Here is a 16,613-nt window from a genome sequence, read left to right as displayed (position 1 = left end):
GATTGCCATGATTGTATCCTCCAATTATAATGTTTAATATTGACTATTTTAGTTTTTCCAATACGCGTTGAACCAACAAGGTTACCAGTTCTTCTTCGTTTGATCCGTCAACTGCCACAGCTTTTGGTTCTTCCACTGCCATATTTTCTGCTTGTCGCAGGTCTGACAGTTCTGATGTACCGTAAGCTACACGACGGATATTGAAGAGATTGAGCGGGCTGACATTATCAGATGTCGCGCTGCCACCCACAGCTCCACAACCCAAAGTAAAGGCTGGGAAGAGACCAGTCGTTGCACCGACACCACCCAGAGCTGCTGGTGTATTGATCAGCAGACGAGATACTGGTTTTTTCAGTGCAAATTCACGAATAATTTCTTCGTTTTGACTGTGGATAGCAAGAGTGTGGCCTGCACCTTCATGATGCAAGATCTTAATACTCAGCTCACAAGCTTCCAACCAGTCCTTGACAGTGTAGAAACCTAAGACTGGAGCCAGTTTTTCCATAGAATATGGATACTGCTTGCCGACGCCTGTTTCTTCTGCAATCAAGACCCGAGCATCAGCTGGAACTGAAATACCAGCTAACTCAGCAATCACTTGAGGTGTTTTACCAACCATTTTCGGATTCATCGCACCACTCGGCTGGATAATGAAGGAGCCTAGTTTCTTAGCATCTTCTGCTGGAACAAAGTAAGCACCTTGTTTCTTGAACTCTGCTACAACCTTTTCCTTCATATCTTCTTCGACGATGATAGACTGCTCAGATGCACAAATCACACCATTGTCAAAGGTTTTAGAATCCAAAATCTGACGAACTGCTTTTGGCACATCTGCTGTTCTTTCGATGAAGGCTGGACCATTACCAGGACCTACACCGATTGCTGGTGTACCAGATGAGTAAGCTGCTTTGACCATGGCATTTCCACCAGTCGCCAAAATGAGATTTGTATCCTTGTGTCGCATCAACTCATTTGTAGCTGCGATGGATACCCGATGAATCGCACTGATAGCTCCATCCGGACAGCCAGCTGATTTAGCAGCTTTCTTGATGATTTCCACCGTTTCCTCAATACTCTTAAGAGCATTTGGATGAGGAGAGAAGACGATACTGTTTCCTGCCTTCAAAGCTATCAAAGCCTTATACATAACTGTTGATGTCGGATTGGTTGATGGAATCAAGCCAGCGATGACACCGACTGGAACTCCAACTTCCAAGACTTTCTTTTCCTTGTCTTCGCGAAGAACCCCAACAGTTTTCATATCCTTGATTTCTTCAAGAATACCTTTGGAAGCCAGAGCATTTTTCAACACCTTGTCTTCCCAGCGGCCAAAACCAGTTTCTTGAGCTGCCATTTTCGCTAGGCGTTCACGCTCATCATAACAAGCTTTCGCTACTACTTTTACAATGGTATCAATTTGCTCTTGGCTCATTTTAGCAAGTTCTTGTTGGGCTTTCTTTGCATCCCGAATCAAATTCCTTACTTCCTGAATCGATACCAAATCTTTATCTTCTAAAAACATCCGCAATTACTCCTCTCCTATTGTTTCCATCAAAGTCTCAACGAGAAGTTTCTTGTTGGCAAATTTGATTTCTTTCTTGCTGAGACGGATACCTTCTTGATGATAGGCAAGGCTGCGTAGTTCGACGACTTTTAGTTTTTCCAGTTCTTCTCTGGTGTAGGTCCTTGTCTCTCCTTCAAGCTTCTCTACTGGTTCAGCCTTAGTTTCCTTTACAGGCTGAGGCTTTTCTTCGATTTTTTCTGAAAGGATTGTTTCCGCCGTAGAAGCAATCTCTTTTTTAGCTGTTTTACTGTTTCTCTTTGGTACAAAGAGAAGGTCTGTCTGGTTATCCAACCTAGAAATTACATGGCTGGCCAGATAGTAAGGTTTATCCTGTACCAACTCAACTGCCGCATCAACCGCTGAGCGGACTGCACTGACATCGCCTATCAATTGAACCGTGTTCAAACCAGCTTTGACCGTTTCAATATTAAGCAATGATACATTGGCAGCCTTCAAAGCCGCATCTGCCGCAACTACAGCACCTAGATAACCTTTTACTTCAATTAAACCTAGTGCTCTATCTGCCATTTAATCAACTCCTAATCAATAACTTTTAGGATCATTTGCTACTGCGATGACTGCATTCGCAAATGCGTCGCAGGCAGCTCGGCATGCTGACTGTGATCCGACTAGAAGTCCGCCGGCAAAGTTGGTTTCACTCGGTGGTCCATAGAAGGCACCAACTTGCACATCTGCCGCTTTCAAAGCCGCATCCAGTGCCACCATAGCTTCACCCGGTGGAGCAATCAAGTAAGCAATTGCTGTTCCTTCTTCTGCATTAGCACCCTCTGACAGGTAAGAGCCCGCACGAGAGATACAATGAGCAAAATAAGGAATGCTGTCATCATCATTGGCACTGTAGAAGCTAGCCCCATTTTCGATTTCATAGACTGCTACATCCAGACCGCTGCGAACTTCTTCTGGGTTTGGACCAGCCAAGATACCGATGACTTCACCAGCCAGCTTAGTTGAAGCGTTTCCTGCACCAGCATACATACTGCGAGCATAGACTACTTCGACATCTGCAGCCTTGGTAGCTTCATCCAAGGCTACATAAGTGACATCATCACAGTCAGAAGTGATAATTCCCAGGCTTCTGTGATGTGGTTTAAGCTCCAAAGAAGCTGCCAAACCTGCATCCACGTTTGAAATCAGAAGGGCACTTAATACATTTGCACCTAATCGATCATTTTTCAAAGCCACTACCTCCTATTATTTCAAATCAATTCCTGATTTCTTATTATCAAGAATCTTCTTAATGATTTCTGCTACATAGGCTCCAGCTTCAACGGCTGGTGTTCCGCCTTTATGAATATTGGAAACAACAGTCCGTTTCGCTTCTGGCATACCAACTGTTGGCTTGTAAGCCAGATAAGCACTCATAGACTCAGCTGTTACCAGACCTGGACGCTCACCAACCAGCATACAGATAACTTCTGCACCAGTCAGCTCTGCGATTTGGTCCATAGCTGCAACCCGAGCATGCTTGATAAAGAGTACTTCACCAAAGTCCAGTCCGAACATTTTCAGACCTTGCTTCAGAGCTGGCAGGAAGTCTTTGACGTTAGCCTCGATAGCCGATGAGCTAAGACCATCACCAACGACAATCTGAACTTTAGCGTTAGGTTTGCATTTTTCCTTGATAATCGCCTGCTGATCTTCTGGGAAGACCCGGCCAAAATCTGGACGTGTCAAGTACTCGTCCTTAGTAGCTGCCTTAGTCTGTACAGGGATGAAGCCCATTTCCTTGATAAAGTCATCTGAGACATAGGAGAAGACCGCATCCTGAGCTGCCGCATGGTCTGCGCGGAAACGCAAAACACTTTGTGTCTTGTAGCGATCACCTGCCCGCCATAATCCCAGACGTGCCGGAGTAAATTTCTTAATCTTCCGGTAGGCTTCTTCATTGATGGCATTAGGCACCAAGAACTGTTCCTGAATATCTACTTCTGTTATATCCGGAATAATGCCATCTTCAATCACTGAAGTGTCTTGTTTGACTTCTTCCTGAAGAGAAACCGCAGGTTTTTCAGCTTTGTTCTGGTCAGTCGCTGCTGTTTCTTTAACAGCTGAGTCGCCGCCCATCTCATTTAACAATGAGCGAATCATTTCTTTTAATTGCAATTCATCCACAATGATTTCCTCCTTGCTAATTTGATTTCATAAAGATGGAGCCGTCTCCGCCGATTTCTGTCAGGTGACCATCTTCCATCAAGCCCATTTTTTCCATCCACTCTTCAAATTCCTTGATCGGACGTTTATTGAGAAGTGAACGCATGGTTGCTGTTTCATGGTAACCAGTTGTTTGATAGTTAAGCATGATATCGTCACCATGAGGAATCGCCATGATGTAGTTAACATTAGCTGCTCCGAGAAGAACCAAGAGATTTTCAGCGTCGTTTTGGTCAGCTTTCATGTGGTTAGTGTAACAGATATCACAACCCATTGAGATACCAGTCAGTTTGCCCATGAAGTGGTCTTCCAAACCAGCGCGGATAACCTGCTTAGAATCGTAAAGATACTCAGGTCCGATGAATCCAACAACGGTATTTACCAAGAATGGATCGAAGCGTTTAGCAAAACCATAACAACGCGCTTCCATAGTCACTTGGTCTGCTCCATGGTGAGCATCAGATGAAAGTTCAGAACCTTGACCTGTTTCAAAGTACATGACATTCGGTCCAGCAGCTGTTCCCACTTTCAGAGCTGTATCCCAAGCTTCCTGAATGATTTTAGCATCAAAACCAAAGGCTTCATTTCCTTTTTCAGATCCAGCGATAGATTGGAAGACCAAACCTGTCGGAGCACCTTGATTCATGGCTTCAATCTGAGTAGTAACGTGAGCTAGCACACAGTGCTGAGTTGGAATCTTGTACTCTTCGATGAAGTCGTTAAACTTATGCAAGACCCGTTTGGTACTTTCTACTGAGTCATCCACTGGGTTCAACCCCAAGAGAGCATCCCCACATCCATAAGCAAAACCTTCCATAGTAGAAGCCATGATACCGTCTGGATCATCTGTGGTATGGTTTGGTTGAAGACGAGAAGAGAAGGTTCCCGGCATACCAATCGTTGTATTGGCATGTTTGGTAATGACAATCTTATTGGCAGCTACAATCAAGTCCAAGTTGGTCATCAACTTAGCAACCGCTGCTACCATTTCAGAAGTCAACCCACGAGACAGCCACTGAATGTCCACGTTCTTAGTCTTGTTATCCAAGATCCATTCACGCAGTTCTTCTACTGTCCAGTTCTTAATCTTTTCGTAAGTACGAAGATTGACATCGTCGATGATAATCCGTGTTACCTCATCTTCTTCATAAGGCACTACCGGATTATTGAACAAATCAGACAGTTTTAGCTGAGCTAGTACAACCTTAGCAGCGACACGCTCTTCAGCAGATTCTGCTGCTACTCCGGCTAGTTGATCTCCGGATTTGTACTCATTGGCTTTGGCCAGCACTTCTTTTACGGATTTAAATTCGTAAAGCCGACCAAACAATTTTGTTTTCAAAATCATGGATTACTTCCTCCTTTGTGTTAATAAAAGTTTAATTAAACACCAATGTTTTCACGACAATCGGTAAGACCGAGCCTTCAATGACTGGATTACCAATATCGATATAGTCGCCATTTTGAACATCCACTGAGTCAATGCAGACAAATGGATAATCCTTAGGCAACTGAGCAAAGAGACATTGACCTAGAACCTTGGCCATATCTTCTCTGACAACCACTAGCAACGGAATTTTCTTTTCAATGCTTTCGCTCATTCCCTTGACAATAGCCTCTGCGTATTCCAAAACCCGGGCGAAGCTTGGGCTTTTTTCTCCATTGATTGCCAAAGCCACCTGCTGGACTTCATTTTCCAGTGTGAACCAGGCCACCTTGTCCTTGATAATCTGCTGCAGCCCCTCCTTGTCCTCATGCTCATCAGAAGCGGCCAGTTTGAGAACTGGAATGTTCTTAATAGGGAGGATATCAGAGATGTAGGTAATGGTACTGCCGCTGACATCGGTCGTATGGCTGCCCGCTCCAACAACGGTTGCCCGGATGGTCTCAGCTGACTGGATGACTTTCTTTTGATCAAAAATCTTGGATTTGCTCAGTGCCCTGCCAAGCAGTATACCGATATCCCCATAGCGGAAATCATCCGCCGAGGTCGTTTCCAAGTATATTCCATCAGCCACACCACCAGAGAAAGATACGCAGTGGAGATCATAGTTCAACTTGAGACCGTGGTTGGTCTGTAGGAGCTCATAGTAAGGACTGTGATTGTCAATTCCTACAGACTGTTCTAATACGGAGACCATTTCTTGAATCAGTCGATCCAAATCAGCCCGATGGACTGTTTCACCAACTGCCAGCTGAAGCCCCTGCTCTGCAATGATAGTCTGCAGTTTTGGAGCAATATAGCTAATCCGCTGGGTCTGCGGATCCATCTTTATCAGCCGACCTCCGATATCAAAACACCCTGTATCAATCACATCTCCTTCTCGGAAGACCGCCAGATTGGAAGTCCCCCCACCAATATCAATATTGACGACTGATGTATGATGCTCTTGAGAATACTGATGGCTGCAGGCCCCTTTACCAGCGATGATACTCTCAAGGTCTGGCCCAGCCGTCGCAACGACAAAGTCCCCAGCGTAGCCACTCAGTGCTTGAAGCACCTGACTGGCATTTTCCTTGCGAGCTGTCTCACCAGTAATGATGACTGCTCCCATCTGAATATCTTTTTTCTGAATGCCTGCTTTCGCATACTCATTCAGAACAAAGTTTTTGATCTTATCTACCTCGATCAAAAGTTGATCCGAAATTGGTGTGAAGATAATTTCACTTTTATAAAGAACTTTTTTATCTGTAATATAGACACGAGGAATAGTAAACACAGAAGCAATATTCTCGATGGTAAGCTCTGACAAGATCAGCTGTGTAGTGGCTGTCCCGATATCGAGCCCCACACTCAAAATTTTATCTGACATACTAAAAACCTCCAAAAAAAGACGCTCAAAGCAATGCAAACAAACAGAGTTCATTTACATTCTTCAAGCGTCATTGCTTTTTTCGACTGACATCATTGTTAGCCTGGTAGTATTTATTTTTTAAAACGAATGGTCGTTGCCGTTCCCTCATGGTCTGAGTGGATAGACAAGGTTCCAAACAATTTTCCTTGGACAAAGCGCTCCACCAAGAGTAGACCCAGATGATTCTCAAAGGAATGCTCTTTATTGTAACCGCTACCATTATCCAGTACTTTTAAAGTTATTATATCATTTTTAAGTCCAACCTGCAAACGGATTTGCGGTTTTTCTGGATTTTTTTTGTCCTTAAAAGCATGTTCATAGCTGTTCTGTAGTAATTCATTGACGATTAGCGCTAGTGAAGTGGCCCGGCTGCTATCGAGGCTGAGTTCCGGTTCCAGGCTGTAGGTCAGGGTTATTTCCCTATGCCCGAAAAAACAACGCTGAACATTTTCGATAACTTTTTTCAGCAGATGCTCAATCTGAATGCTGTCATCCTGCTGAGAAGACAGGAGCTCGTGGGTCGCTGCTATAGAGAGCACACGATTCATACTGTCATTAAGAGCTTTTTTGGTATCTGCTCCTGGACTTTGCTGAGCCTGTAGTCGCAGCAAGGAAACAACGGTTTGCAAGTGATTCTTTACCCGATGGTTCATTTCACGAATGGTAGTTGTATGGGTTAAGAGCTGCGCTTCCTTTTCCTTGATGTCTGTAATATCCTTACAGATCATGACCACATTTTCACTCTCAGCCAGCAAATAGCGTTTGACCAAAAAGCAATAAGTGCCATAATGTACCTCAACTTGGTGAGGTTTTTCTTGAGGGGCTTGCGGTCCCAGTTGCTGGATTTCTTCAAAAGTCAGACTGTCTAAGACTAAATTGCTGTAGTGCATTCCCTCAATCGAGTCCATATAGCCCAGCTTATGACGATAAGAGTCGGCAGCTGCTTGATTGAAATACTTGAGATAACCCTGCTGGTCAAAGACCAGACAAGCTTCGTCAATATGATCAAATAAAACAAACTGCTCTTGAGCTGAAATCTCAGGAGTGCTCCGTAACTCAAAACCGTCGTTCTCTTTATCTAAAGAAAAGTGGTCCGGTAAAGTCTGAGGAGCATTTCTTTCGATAATCAGCGTTCCAATGACGCGCTCTTCTCTCAAAATCGGAAAGACCGTCTGATGGATGGCTAAGCCCTCCTGCGATCTGGCCGAAAGCCCAATCGAAGGAGCGCCCGTCTCCAGGGTCCGGATAACACCTGGCTCATTTTCCAGGTAAGCCATAGCACCTACGACCGAGTTTTCGTACAAGCTGAGCTTGCTTTCCGGTTTTTTGTGAAAGATAACAATGGCATGTTCCGAAAAGATATTCTTTACGTCAATGAAGACATCTTCATTGGCATAAGCTGAGTTTTTCAATAATTCGTCAGCCTGTTGGACAAGATGCTCGATATCAGCCTCATCCAAATTTGTCTGTTCCTGACAAAGCTGCTTTATCTTATCTTTATACATCATTACACATCATCTTGGAGCACCAGCAATTTAGCAATCTCAATCATTGGCACTCTCTTTTGCATACTAATTGTCCGAATGCGTTTGAAAGCTTCAGGCTCTGACAAATGATCACGAGCCATCAGCAAGCCTTTGGCCTTTTCAATCACAATCCGATCGTCTATCTTTTTCGACAGCTTGACCATTTCATTGGACATCTGCTGAAGCTGGCGGCCCTTCTCAATGCAGACCTCTACCATTGGAATCAAGGACTTGGCATCCAAAGGTTTAACCAAGTAAGCACTAATCCCATTGGTTTTAGCTTTTTGAACATAGTGTTCATCACTGTAGGCTGACAGTAGAATCACACTGTAGGCTAAAGCGTCTTCGAGTATCTTCTTACCCGCTGTCAGGCCATCCAGAAGCGGAAGCTTGATGTCCATCATGACCAAGTCACAACGATATTTCTGACACAAATCAATAGCCTCAAAGCCATCGGATGCCTCAGCCACCACTTCATAATCAGCTGCTTCTAATATATTTCGGATATCTAATCTTACAATTGGATCATCATCAACAATTAGTATTCTGCCCTTCATACTTCCCCTCGACAGTTTGATTTTTTATGTCCGCGTTACGACAGTGCTGGAGAAGCCCAAAATCTCTTCCAGACCTTGTAAAACGGCAATGAGAGCTGCCTCAACAGAAGAAACGTCACCTGTCATCACGACAGAGCCGCTGAAACGATCCACAAAACCAACTTGAACATCCGCAGCCTTGGTCGCAATATCAACCGCAATGATAGCCGCTTCACTCGGAGTGATCGTCAAGATTCCAATCGCATCCTTGATTTCTGCCTGCAATCCCAATTTTTCAAAAATGACTTCATCAGGATTTGCGATAAGGTGCGCCAGGGTCACTTGTTTCCCAGGAACGTATTCCTGTATCATTCTTTGTTTTTCTTCCAATTTAGTAAACCTTCTTCATGATTTTAAACGTTCAGAAGTGTACTGCATGCTCTTAATTATTATACAATAATTTTGGCATAACAGCAATTCAGAGGATTAAAACGCTTTCTCTAATACTTTAAGCAGTTCTTCTGCCGTAGGGACGCGAGGGTTAGTCGGAGTACAGCCATCATGTAGAGCAGCTTCTGAAATTTCTACCTTGTACTGAGCAAAAGCATCTGCTTTCACACCATATTCTCTTAGAGAAGTTGGCATCTCTAGTTTTCTTTGCAATTTCTTGATGGCTTCAACCAGCTGTCTTACTCCTGACACAGGGCTTGAAGCACTATATCCCAGTAGTTTGGCAATATCCTGATAGCGGCTCGCTACAGTCTTGTCTGTCGCCTGCCGGTTCCGATTGTTGAATTCGATACCAGCATTATACTGAATGACATGGGGCATTAAAATACTATTTAAACGACCATGAGGTACATGGAACTTAGCTCCTGCCGCATGTGCCAGACTGTGATTGATCCCCAAGGAAGCTGTGTTAAAGGCCATACCTGCCAGAGTGGATGCTGCATGCATCTTTTCACGCGCTTCTACATCCTGACCATTTTTGTAGGCTTTAGGTAGGTATTCAAAGACTAGCTTGATTGCCTTTTCAGCCAAGGCATCAGAGAAGTCCGTAGCCTTGGTCGATACATAAGCTTCAATGGCATGGGTCAGTACATCCATTCCAGTGTCAGCCGTTATGTTACCAGGAAGTGACAGAACCAAATCCGCATCTAAGATAGCTACATCCGGAAGGATTTCTTTGGTCACTAAAGGATATTTGGTACCTCTCTCTGCATCCGTGATGACAGAAAAGGACGTTACTTCAGATCCAGTTCCGCTTGTCGTCGGAATGGCAATTAGAATAGCCTCTGAGAAGGCACCTTGCTTCTTGGCAAAATAATACATAGCCTTGGAAGCATCAATAGCAGAGCCGCCACCAATGGAAAGCACAATGCTGATTGGTCTGTCTCCTGCACTCTTGATACCAGCTACAACCGTTTCGATTGGCGGATCAGGCACAATATCTGTGAAAACAACAATGTCATTGCTGTCATCAAAGTTGGCTAAAATAGCATCCAGCGTGCCAGATGTCTTCAAAAAAGGATCGGCAACGACTAAAATATGCTCGTTTTTATAATGGCTTAATTGCTGCAGAGCGCCCTTGCCCACATGCAATTCAGTCTTATAGGAAATCTTATACATCTTTTCTCCTTTCTGTTGTATCTGTTTTTAAACAAAAAGAAACTATATGAAAATAAGACTGCTCCCCTACACATGTCACAGCATTTTCATATAGCTTCATTGCTTATTTATCTTCAGTACCCCTTTGTACTATATTGAATTATAACACAAAAGCGCTTTCATGGCAATAAAAAAGTCATTAATATAAGAAGTTTTTAGTGCCGCATCCCCTTACAAAGCCAAGCTTATTTGAAGAATTAAATTTTTATTAAAATTTAGTTCATTTTCCTTGTAATTCCCTGTGAAAGGTGTTACAATCTAGTTACTAGGAAATTGATTTTAGTACTTTTAAGGATATGGAAGTCTGGTGCAAATCCAGCGCGGTCCCGCCACTGTGATAAGCTTTTCAGCTTTAAGTCAGGTCTTTATTCTTAAATTTTAGTAGATTTCATGCCTCGATGTAAGGTAGTGATGTCAGTTTGGAACAAACATTTTAGCTTAGTTTCCATTATTGACTCTACGTTTAAGTACGTTAATTTTCTAAAGATGAGGTTTCACTTGTCTTTCTGCAAAGGAGCAGAGTCAATAATTGGAAAGCTAGTGCTAATCAACGAAGCTTAGCATAAAGATACAATGATGTATAGGCGGCTTTCTTTTTTTAGAAAATCAAAATAAGTTCTGTCCTTCCAAGACTTGGTAAAGTCAATTTGGAAAGACAGAACTTTTTCTGTTTCTTTTTGTCACTGGCGTTTGCTTGCCCAACGCTCAACATCTGCCTTGGTGATATTGTGGAAGACCTTAGCACCTCTTTCATAGGCGATGTCTTCTTGATTTTTAGTAAAGTTGATTACTCGAGCCAAGGCAAAGAAGTAATCTGATAGACGGTTGACAAAAATCAGGACATTATTGTTAATTTCTGTAGTCCACATAGCCCCTACGATATGACGCTCTGCCCGTCTTGCAATGGTCCGAGCCACATGAATCATGGAAGCAATCTCGTCACCGCCCGGCAGGATAAACCTTTCCAAAGCTGGTGGAATTTCTGCGTAGGTATCAATCCTCTCCTCAATCCAGTCAATCAGCTGCTGATCGACCTTATAAGGGTAAACTCCCTTAGGAGTAGAGAGGTCTGAACCACAGTCAAAGAGATAATGCTGCAGCTGGAGTAGCTCATCTCTCAGCTTATCATCCTTGTTCAGCTTGGTAATAGTATAACCAATCCAAGAGTTCAGCTCATCAATAGTTCCGTAAGCATTAACCCGTTCTGCATCCTTGGCGACACTTTGACCGCCAACTAGCTTGGTCAAGCCCTTGTCACCTGTTTTTGTATAGAGTTGCATATTTTTCCTCCTTTAAGTCACATTTTTGCGAATATCAACATAATCTTCTTCTTTCAAGCTGCCTTCTGCAAAGGTTGGCATGTGCTCCATGGTGTAAACAGCATTTTCCAGCAGAAAGAAAGCCAAAGGACAGCCCGAGCCTTCACCTAGCCGCATATCCAGCAAAAGCATAGGCTCCAGTCCTAGAAAGTCACTGACCAGTCTGTAAGCAGGCTCCGTCGAAGCATGGGAAGCAAAGGTATAGTCCAAGACATGAGGAGTCAGCTGATGGGCAATCAGAAGCCCCGTCAGAGAGATAAGGCCATCCACTACACATGGCAGCTGATAGCGGGCACAGGCAAGATGAGTGCCTGCCATAGCCAGCATATCCAGCCCACCAAGCTTAGCGGTCAGATCCAGAATATCTCCATAAGGAGCGTGGCAATCCAAACACTGCTGGATAACAGCCGTTTTATGAGCCTTCATATCCTGAGTCAGACCAGCTCCATAGCCTGTGACGTCTTCTGCTTTAAGACCGAGAACTGCAGCAATAACAGCAGCTGAGGTGGTGGTGTTGCCAATCCCCATTTCTCCTGTTCCAAAGAGACGATAGCCGTCTTTAATCAAGGCCTCTGTCTTCTTGTAGCCGACTAGAATTGCCGCTATGGCCTTCTCGCGAGTCATGGCTGGATCCACAAGCATATTACGCGTCCCATGACAGACCTTGTCCTTATTTTCCTCAAAGATATCCTTCTTGCAGCCAATATCTACCAGACAGATGTCTGAACCTGCATGTTTGGAAATAGCACACAAGCCTGATTTCCCTGCTAGAATATTGCGAGCAACAGTATAAGTAGTTTCTTGAGGGTTGGCAGAAACGCCTTCAGCCACAATGCCATTATCTGCCACATAGACGAGAACAATCTTCTTATCCAAATCAATGGGACCAGAAAACATGGCATACAAGCGAGCATAGATGGTCTCAAGCTTTCCCAAGGAGCCCGGCGGCTTTCCTAGCTGATCACAATAGCACTGGCCTTCTTGAAGCTTGTCTTTATCTATCGGAAGAATCTGCTCAATAATTTTTTCTAAGTCTTTCAAACTAGTCTATCTCCTCCCTGACCGGCTGCACCCCTTCAAAAATAATCCTGCTCAAAGTCCGAGTCTGATAATAAGCCCCACTGGCTGAGCGAGCTAGTTCAGCCTCTAGCTTAGGCAAGACTTCTAGCTGTTCCCTGCTCAGCAACAAACCAACCAATGTACCACTATGTGCAACATTGAGGCCTAAACACTGGTGTTCTTTTACCAAATTCAGTAATTCTTTCAGATAGGGCTTGGGTAGCCGTTGGTTGTTCAACAAAGCACTATAGCTCGCTAAATGGCCAATTTGTTCCAAGCTTTTCTCCTGACAAGCCTCCTGAAAGAGAGGAAGCAAGTCTTGAGATTCCGCAGCCGGATAGCTAGGACTGTCCTTCATCCGAACCAAGTCAAGAGTTGTCACCATCTCCACAGGCTCCAAGATATAAACATAGAGCTCCGGTCGCCAGTCTGTCTGCCAGACAACTTGACCAGTCAGGGGATTAATGACCGTCCAGTCCGCAAAAGCCACCGAGTCAGTAGGCTCAATCTTGGCACAGAGACGCGTCAAATCTGCCGCCTTTAGAGGCTGCTTTTGTCCCAGAGCAGCTGCCTGCAGGCAGCTAATCATATCAGCTGTGCTGCTAGAATAACCCTTGCTGATAGGCAGGTCTGACTCCTGAACAAAAGAGAAATCATTGGACTCAGGCAGGAGCTCCAGAGCTCGCCTTACCTTTTCACCTTGGGCTTGCCTTGCGAGAGACGAAGCCCCGTCCAATCTCACTCGACTGCGCTTCTCAATCCCATAGGAGAGCAGGACCTCCTGCTCTCCTACTAAACCTTGAAATAATTCACCGCAGGAACCTGGACAGGACACGATTACCTTAGTCATAAGGAGCCTCTTTCGCCAAGACCTCTGTCAGACAAGCCAAAAGCTGTTCATTCTCCTGATGGCTGCGGATGGCTATGCGGTAATGCCGGTCTGTCAGATCATGATAATTTTGACAGGAACGGATAAAAATCTTTCTCTGCCGAAGCTCCTGACGCAAGTCCTGCCGACCTAGATACTCAAAGAAGATATAGTTGACACTAGGCTTGACCGGTCGAATCTGTGAAAATTCAGTCAGCCCTTGAAAAAGGAAATCTCTTTCTAGTCGAAGCCACTGCTTGGTAGCTTCCTGATAGGCCTGATCTTCCAAAAGGACAGGCAGGGCGCGATCAGCCATAGCATTGACCGACCAAGGAGCTCGGCTCCTCTCTATCTCATCAAAGCAAGTCGGATGACAGCTAAGAGCATAGCCCAATCTCAGACCAGGAATAGCATAAAACTTGGTCAGAGACCGCACCACTACTGCATTTGGATAGGTGGCCAGACGTGAGACGAAGCTATAGTCCTCCTCATCGTCCAGAAAGTCCATAAAAGCCTCATCCAGTATCAAAAAGATTTGCCGCTCCTGCAGGTCCTCAGCTAGCTTTTCTAACTCAGTACGCCGAATCAAGCTACCCGTCGGATTATTAGGATTGCAGATGAGTACAGCGTCTCCTGCAGTCAGTGAATCCAAGGCCGGCATCATGTCAGCTAGATTCCACTCATAGGATGGGGAAGGGAGGCTAAAGCGCTCCACCTTGGCCTGCACTTGCGAAAAGGCTTTTTCATATTCCATGAAAGTAGGGCTCAGAGTCAGGACTGTTTTTGGACGCAGGAAGCGGGCCAGCTCATAAAAGACTTCTACTGCACCATTTGCCAGCAGGACATTGTCCTTTTCTAGGCCATGATGATGTGCCAAAAGCTCTCTGGAGTGGCTGTAGCTGATGTCTGGATAATGAACCAGCCAATCAATGGACTCGGTCAGACAAGCCCTCAGCTTTTGAGAAATCCCCAAAGGATTGATATTGGCACTGAAATCCAGACAGTCTTCTAGAGAAAAACCAAATTCCTCAGCCAAAGCTGCCGCATTTCCCCCGTGCTCTACTTTCATAAATAGACATTCCTTCCTCGTTTCCTTGTTAGAATCTAGTATACCATATTCGCCTTCTCGTCCCTATTCTGCCTCCAAATAGGCCTGGAGACGGTCGATTCCTTCGTTTTCCGTCGCTGATATTTCAAAAATTTCCTTGGCTCCAGCCGCTTTCAGCTGCCGCCGTGCTTTTTCAATCTGTTCTTCCTTATCAGCCATATCGATCTTGGTGACAATGCCAATCACTTCTTGATTGAAAAGGGAGGAAAAGCCCTGAGGAAAGGTCTGCATCTGATTGGAAGCTGCTACCAGGAGACCAATCACATCGGCATCTGCACCCGTCACGTTCAAGGCATTATAATACCTACGATGCTGGAGAAATTCTCCAGGAGTATCAATGATGGTATCATGAAACTCAACCGCCTGAGTCTTATAGTAGGTCAGCTCCAAACCCTTTAGTCGCTGAGTCAGAGTGGTCTTACCCACTCCGACCGGACCGACAAACATGATTTTTTTCATATCTTGCATCCATTCCTCTCTATGACAGGGGACTGCCCGCTATTTACTGAGCTGGGCTTCCTTACTATCTAGTTTGATAGTTTCCCTGCCGTTGAGCAGTACACCTTTATTTTCATCGCGGCCTTGCAGATAGTAAAGGGCATCTTCTTGGCCATAAGTTTCAATTGCCTTGGTTTGCAAAAGACCGATTCCCTTGCTAGGATCTCTCAGAAGATTGAAGATGATACCCATTTGCAGTTTAGGGAAGTCCTTGAGCATAGCATAGTCGCCATTACTATCGCCGGCAATCAGGATTGGTTCTTGATTGTCATGATTGACAGCAATCAGCTTCTTGATGGTTTCTGTCTTGCCCTCACCTTGAGTCTGAGCATAGTTGGTATCGTATTCCGGCTGAATCACACCCTTATCATCCTTTTTCAGGCGCATAGCAGTGACATTTTCTTTAGGAATATTGTAGCCATACTTAGAATTGCTAGCATAAGGGATAATCACATCAATATAAGACGCTGAACAGATATAGACATCAATGCCGTTAGCCATCAGAGTCTTGTAGAGATTTTGCATTTCCTTGACTGAGCGAACACCCCGCTTGAAGGTTACACTGATTTGGCCTGATTCACCTTTCAAGCCTTCAGGACTTTCCCAGGTTTCAGAAGTCAGCTTGTCTTGAAGAGCCTGGTCAATAGACTTTTCAGATAGGGCTTGAACTTCTTCAGAAGTCATACCTGAATAGAGGTAGGTCACCCATGGATAGCTGATGTCTGAGCTGAAGGTGTCACCAATCGCTTCGTAAAGATAGCGGAGTTTAGCAGCAAAGTCTTGGTATTCATCAGTCTTTTTGACTTCTTCCAGAGACTTGTCCCCTTTCATTCCCTTATAGCTATTGTAAATAGCTGTGTAGTCAGAAAGCAAGTCAGCCGCAATCTTGTCAATATTCACTGGCTCACCATCTTTGTTATGGTAATCCTCAACAAAATCGTCGCTCGGTATATTGGTCCGCACTGCTTGGTCAAATTCTTCTGGCGTCATCTTAAAGGCCAGATTTTCAATCTGATAGGTAAAGGTTGCTTCGCCGATGTCATTAATGACTGTCGTATTGTCCCAGTCAAAGACGGCATAAGGTTTTTTATTTTTATCGTAGGTAGAGCTGGTGTTCCCATTCTCCTTGATAAGCTTAGTCAGACGAGCGTAAAGCTTGTCTTCCCAGACGCCCTTATCCAAAGTCTTAGCCTTGTCCTTATCTGTTGTCTCCGTCTTAGCCGAGGATGACTCAGTCGTCGTCTTATTATTCCCCGCTTGACAGGCTCCCAGAAGCAAAGCCAAACCACAAAGCAGCACAATTCCTTTTGTCCGCATAGAAACAATCCTCCATAAAAAAATAATAGTGCGCAAAAAAATGGCAGAGAAAAAACCCTTTGATTCTGAAACACTCGCTTCATTGCGATCAAATCAGGCTTCCTTGCCATTTTCTATACTGTT

At 44.5% G+C, this 16,613-nt stretch carries 16 protein-coding genes and 1 riboswitch; all 16 genes read right to left on the bottom strand.

Features of this window, described 5'->3' with window-relative positions; translation table 11 throughout:
• Window positions 1-43: 43 nt before the first annotated feature.
• Window positions 44-1,522: an acetaldehyde dehydrogenase (acetylating) gene (locus tag O3621_RS07705; RefSeq protein ID WP_004188091.1), complete on the bottom strand. Its 1,479-nt coding sequence runs from the start codon at window positions 1,520-1,522 to the stop codon at window positions 44-46.
• Between the two features lie 6 nt (window positions 1,523-1,528).
• Complete coding sequence (locus O3621_RS07700) at window positions 1,529-2,092, bottom strand: BMC domain-containing protein (RefSeq protein WP_371514033.1); 564 nt, start codon at window positions 2,090-2,092, stop codon at window positions 1,529-1,531.
• Window positions 2,093-2,107: 15 nt separating this feature from the next.
• The gene (gene eutL / locus O3621_RS07695; protein ID WP_009659835.1) at window positions 2,108-2,761 is read right to left on the bottom strand and encodes an ethanolamine utilization microcompartment protein EutL; all 654 of its coding nucleotides are present in this window, start codon (window positions 2,759-2,761) and stop codon (window positions 2,108-2,110) included.
• 15 nt (window positions 2,762-2,776) lie between these two features.
• On the bottom strand, window positions 2,777-3,697 hold the full coding sequence (gene eutC, locus O3621_RS07690) for an ethanolamine ammonia-lyase subunit EutC (protein WP_124764564.1): 921 nt from the start codon (window positions 3,695-3,697) through the stop codon (window positions 2,777-2,779).
• A gap of 16 nt (window positions 3,698-3,713) precedes the next feature.
• Window positions 3,714-5,084 carry an ethanolamine ammonia-lyase subunit EutB gene (locus tag O3621_RS07685; RefSeq protein WP_002903902.1) on the bottom strand — a complete coding sequence of 457 codons (1,371 nt, stop codon included), beginning with the start codon at window positions 5,082-5,084 and terminating at the stop codon, window positions 3,714-3,716.
• A 31-nt stretch (window positions 5,085-5,115) separates the two neighbouring features.
• On the bottom strand, window positions 5,116-6,549 hold the full coding sequence (eutA, locus tag O3621_RS07680; protein WP_049544267.1) for an ethanolamine ammonia-lyase reactivating factor EutA: 1,434 nt from the start codon (window positions 6,547-6,549) through the stop codon (window positions 5,116-5,118).
• Between the two features lie 113 nt (window positions 6,550-6,662).
• Window positions 6,663-8,099 carry a sensor histidine kinase gene (locus O3621_RS07675; protein ID WP_371514032.1) on the bottom strand — a complete coding sequence of 479 codons (1,437 nt, stop codon included), beginning with the start codon at window positions 8,097-8,099 and terminating at the stop codon, window positions 6,663-6,665.
• Window positions 8,099-8,674: an ANTAR domain-containing response regulator gene (locus O3621_RS07670; protein WP_002902510.1), complete on the bottom strand. Its 576-nt coding sequence runs from the start codon at window positions 8,672-8,674 to the stop codon at window positions 8,099-8,101. Before O3621_RS07670 ends, O3621_RS07675 begins: the two co-directional genes overlap by 1 nt.
• Before the next feature lie 24 nt (window positions 8,675-8,698).
• Window positions 8,699-9,043 (bottom strand): BMC domain-containing protein, encoded by a 345-nt coding sequence (locus O3621_RS07665; RefSeq protein WP_002898216.1) that lies wholly within the window; start codon window positions 9,041-9,043, stop codon window positions 8,699-8,701.
• A gap of 96 nt (window positions 9,044-9,139) precedes the next feature.
• Window positions 9,140-10,282 carry a 1-propanol dehydrogenase PduQ gene (locus O3621_RS07660; RefSeq protein WP_371514031.1) on the bottom strand — a complete coding sequence of 381 codons (1,143 nt, stop codon included), beginning with the start codon at window positions 10,280-10,282 and terminating at the stop codon, window positions 9,140-9,142.
• Between the two features lie 310 nt (window positions 10,283-10,592).
• A riboswitch (adenosylcobalamin (AdoCbl) riboswitch) is annotated at window positions 10,593-10,741 on the top strand.
• Window positions 10,742-11,001: 260 nt separating this feature from the next.
• Window positions 11,002-11,601, bottom strand: coding sequence for a cob(I)yrinic acid a,c-diamide adenosyltransferase (locus O3621_RS07655; RefSeq protein ID WP_002919548.1), 600 nt, complete (start codon window positions 11,599-11,601; stop codon window positions 11,002-11,004).
• A gap of 12 nt (window positions 11,602-11,613) precedes the next feature.
• A complete protein-coding gene (cobT, locus tag O3621_RS07650; protein WP_371514030.1) occupies window positions 11,614-12,681 on the bottom strand; it encodes a nicotinate-nucleotide--dimethylbenzimidazole phosphoribosyltransferase in 1,068 nt (355 codons plus the stop codon).
• Window position 12,682: 1 nt separating this feature from the next.
• Entirely contained in the window at window positions 12,683-13,549 is an 867-nt protein-coding gene (locus tag O3621_RS07645; protein WP_125331213.1) for a kinase, read from the bottom strand.
• Window positions 13,542-14,636: a threonine-phosphate decarboxylase CobD gene (gene cobD / locus O3621_RS07640; protein WP_125331214.1), complete on the bottom strand. Its 1,095-nt coding sequence runs from the start codon at window positions 14,634-14,636 to the stop codon at window positions 13,542-13,544. Before cobD ends, O3621_RS07645 begins: the two co-directional genes overlap by 8 nt.
• Window positions 14,637-14,699: 63 nt before the next feature.
• The gene (locus O3621_RS07635; protein WP_125331261.1) at window positions 14,700-15,134 is read right to left on the bottom strand and encodes a EutP/PduV family microcompartment system protein; all 435 of its coding nucleotides are present in this window, start codon (window positions 15,132-15,134) and stop codon (window positions 14,700-14,702) included.
• Window positions 15,135-15,173: 39 nt separating this feature from the next.
• On the bottom strand, window positions 15,174-16,490 hold the full coding sequence (locus tag O3621_RS07630) for a haloacid dehalogenase-like hydrolase (protein WP_125331215.1): 1,317 nt from the start codon (window positions 16,488-16,490) through the stop codon (window positions 15,174-15,176).
• Window positions 16,491-16,613 lie beyond the last annotated feature (123 nt).

The sequence above is a fragment of the Streptococcus sp. 20925_1_22 genome (genome assembly GCF_041431685.1).
In the GTDB taxonomy this organism is placed as follows: domain Bacteria; phylum Bacillota; class Bacilli; order Lactobacillales; family Streptococcaceae; genus Streptococcus.
This window is presented reverse-complemented; position numbering and strand designations above follow the sequence as displayed.

Bases quoted from the DNA above. Each gene is read 5' to 3' on its own strand.
- O3621_RS07705 (WP_004188091.1), bottom strand. From the start codon at position 1,522: ATGTTTTTAGAAGATAAAGATTTGGTATCGATTCAGGAAGTAAGGAAT.
- O3621_RS07700 (WP_371514033.1), bottom strand. From the start codon at position 2,092: ATGGCAGATAGAGCACTAGGTTTAATTGAAGTAAAAGGTTATCTAGGT.
- O3621_RS07685 (WP_002903902.1), bottom strand. From the start codon at position 5,084: ATGATTTTGAAAACAAAATTGTTTGGTCGGCTTTACGAATTTAAATCC.
- eutA (WP_049544267.1), bottom strand. From the start codon at position 6,549: ATGTCAGATAAAATTTTGAGTGTGGGGCTCGATATCGGGACAGCCACT.
- O3621_RS07675 (WP_371514032.1), bottom strand. From the start codon at position 8,099: ATGATGTATAAAGATAAGATAAAGCAGCTTTGTCAGGAACAGACAAAT.
- O3621_RS07670 (WP_002902510.1), bottom strand. From the start codon at position 8,674: ATGAAGGGCAGAATACTAATTGTTGATGATGATCCAATTGTAAGATTA.
- O3621_RS07660 (WP_371514031.1), bottom strand. From the start codon at position 10,282: ATGTATAAGATTTCCTATAAGACTGAATTGCATGTGGGCAAGGGCGCT.
- O3621_RS07655 (WP_002919548.1), bottom strand. From the start codon at position 11,601: ATGCAACTCTATACAAAAACAGGTGACAAGGGCTTGACCAAGCTAGTT.
- O3621_RS07645 (WP_125331213.1), bottom strand. From the start codon at position 13,549: ATGACTAAGGTAATCGTGTCCTGTCCAGGTTCCTGCGGTGAATTATTT.
- cobD (WP_125331214.1), bottom strand. From the start codon at position 14,636: ATGAAAGTAGAGCACGGGGGAAATGCGGCAGCTTTGGCTGAGGAATTT.
- O3621_RS07635 (WP_125331261.1), bottom strand. From the start codon at position 15,134: ATGAAAAAAATCATGTTTGTCGGTCCGGTCGGAGTGGGTAAGACCACT.
- O3621_RS07630 (WP_125331215.1), bottom strand. From the start codon at position 16,490: ATGCGGACAAAAGGAATTGTGCTGCTTTGTGGTTTGGCTTTGCTTCTG.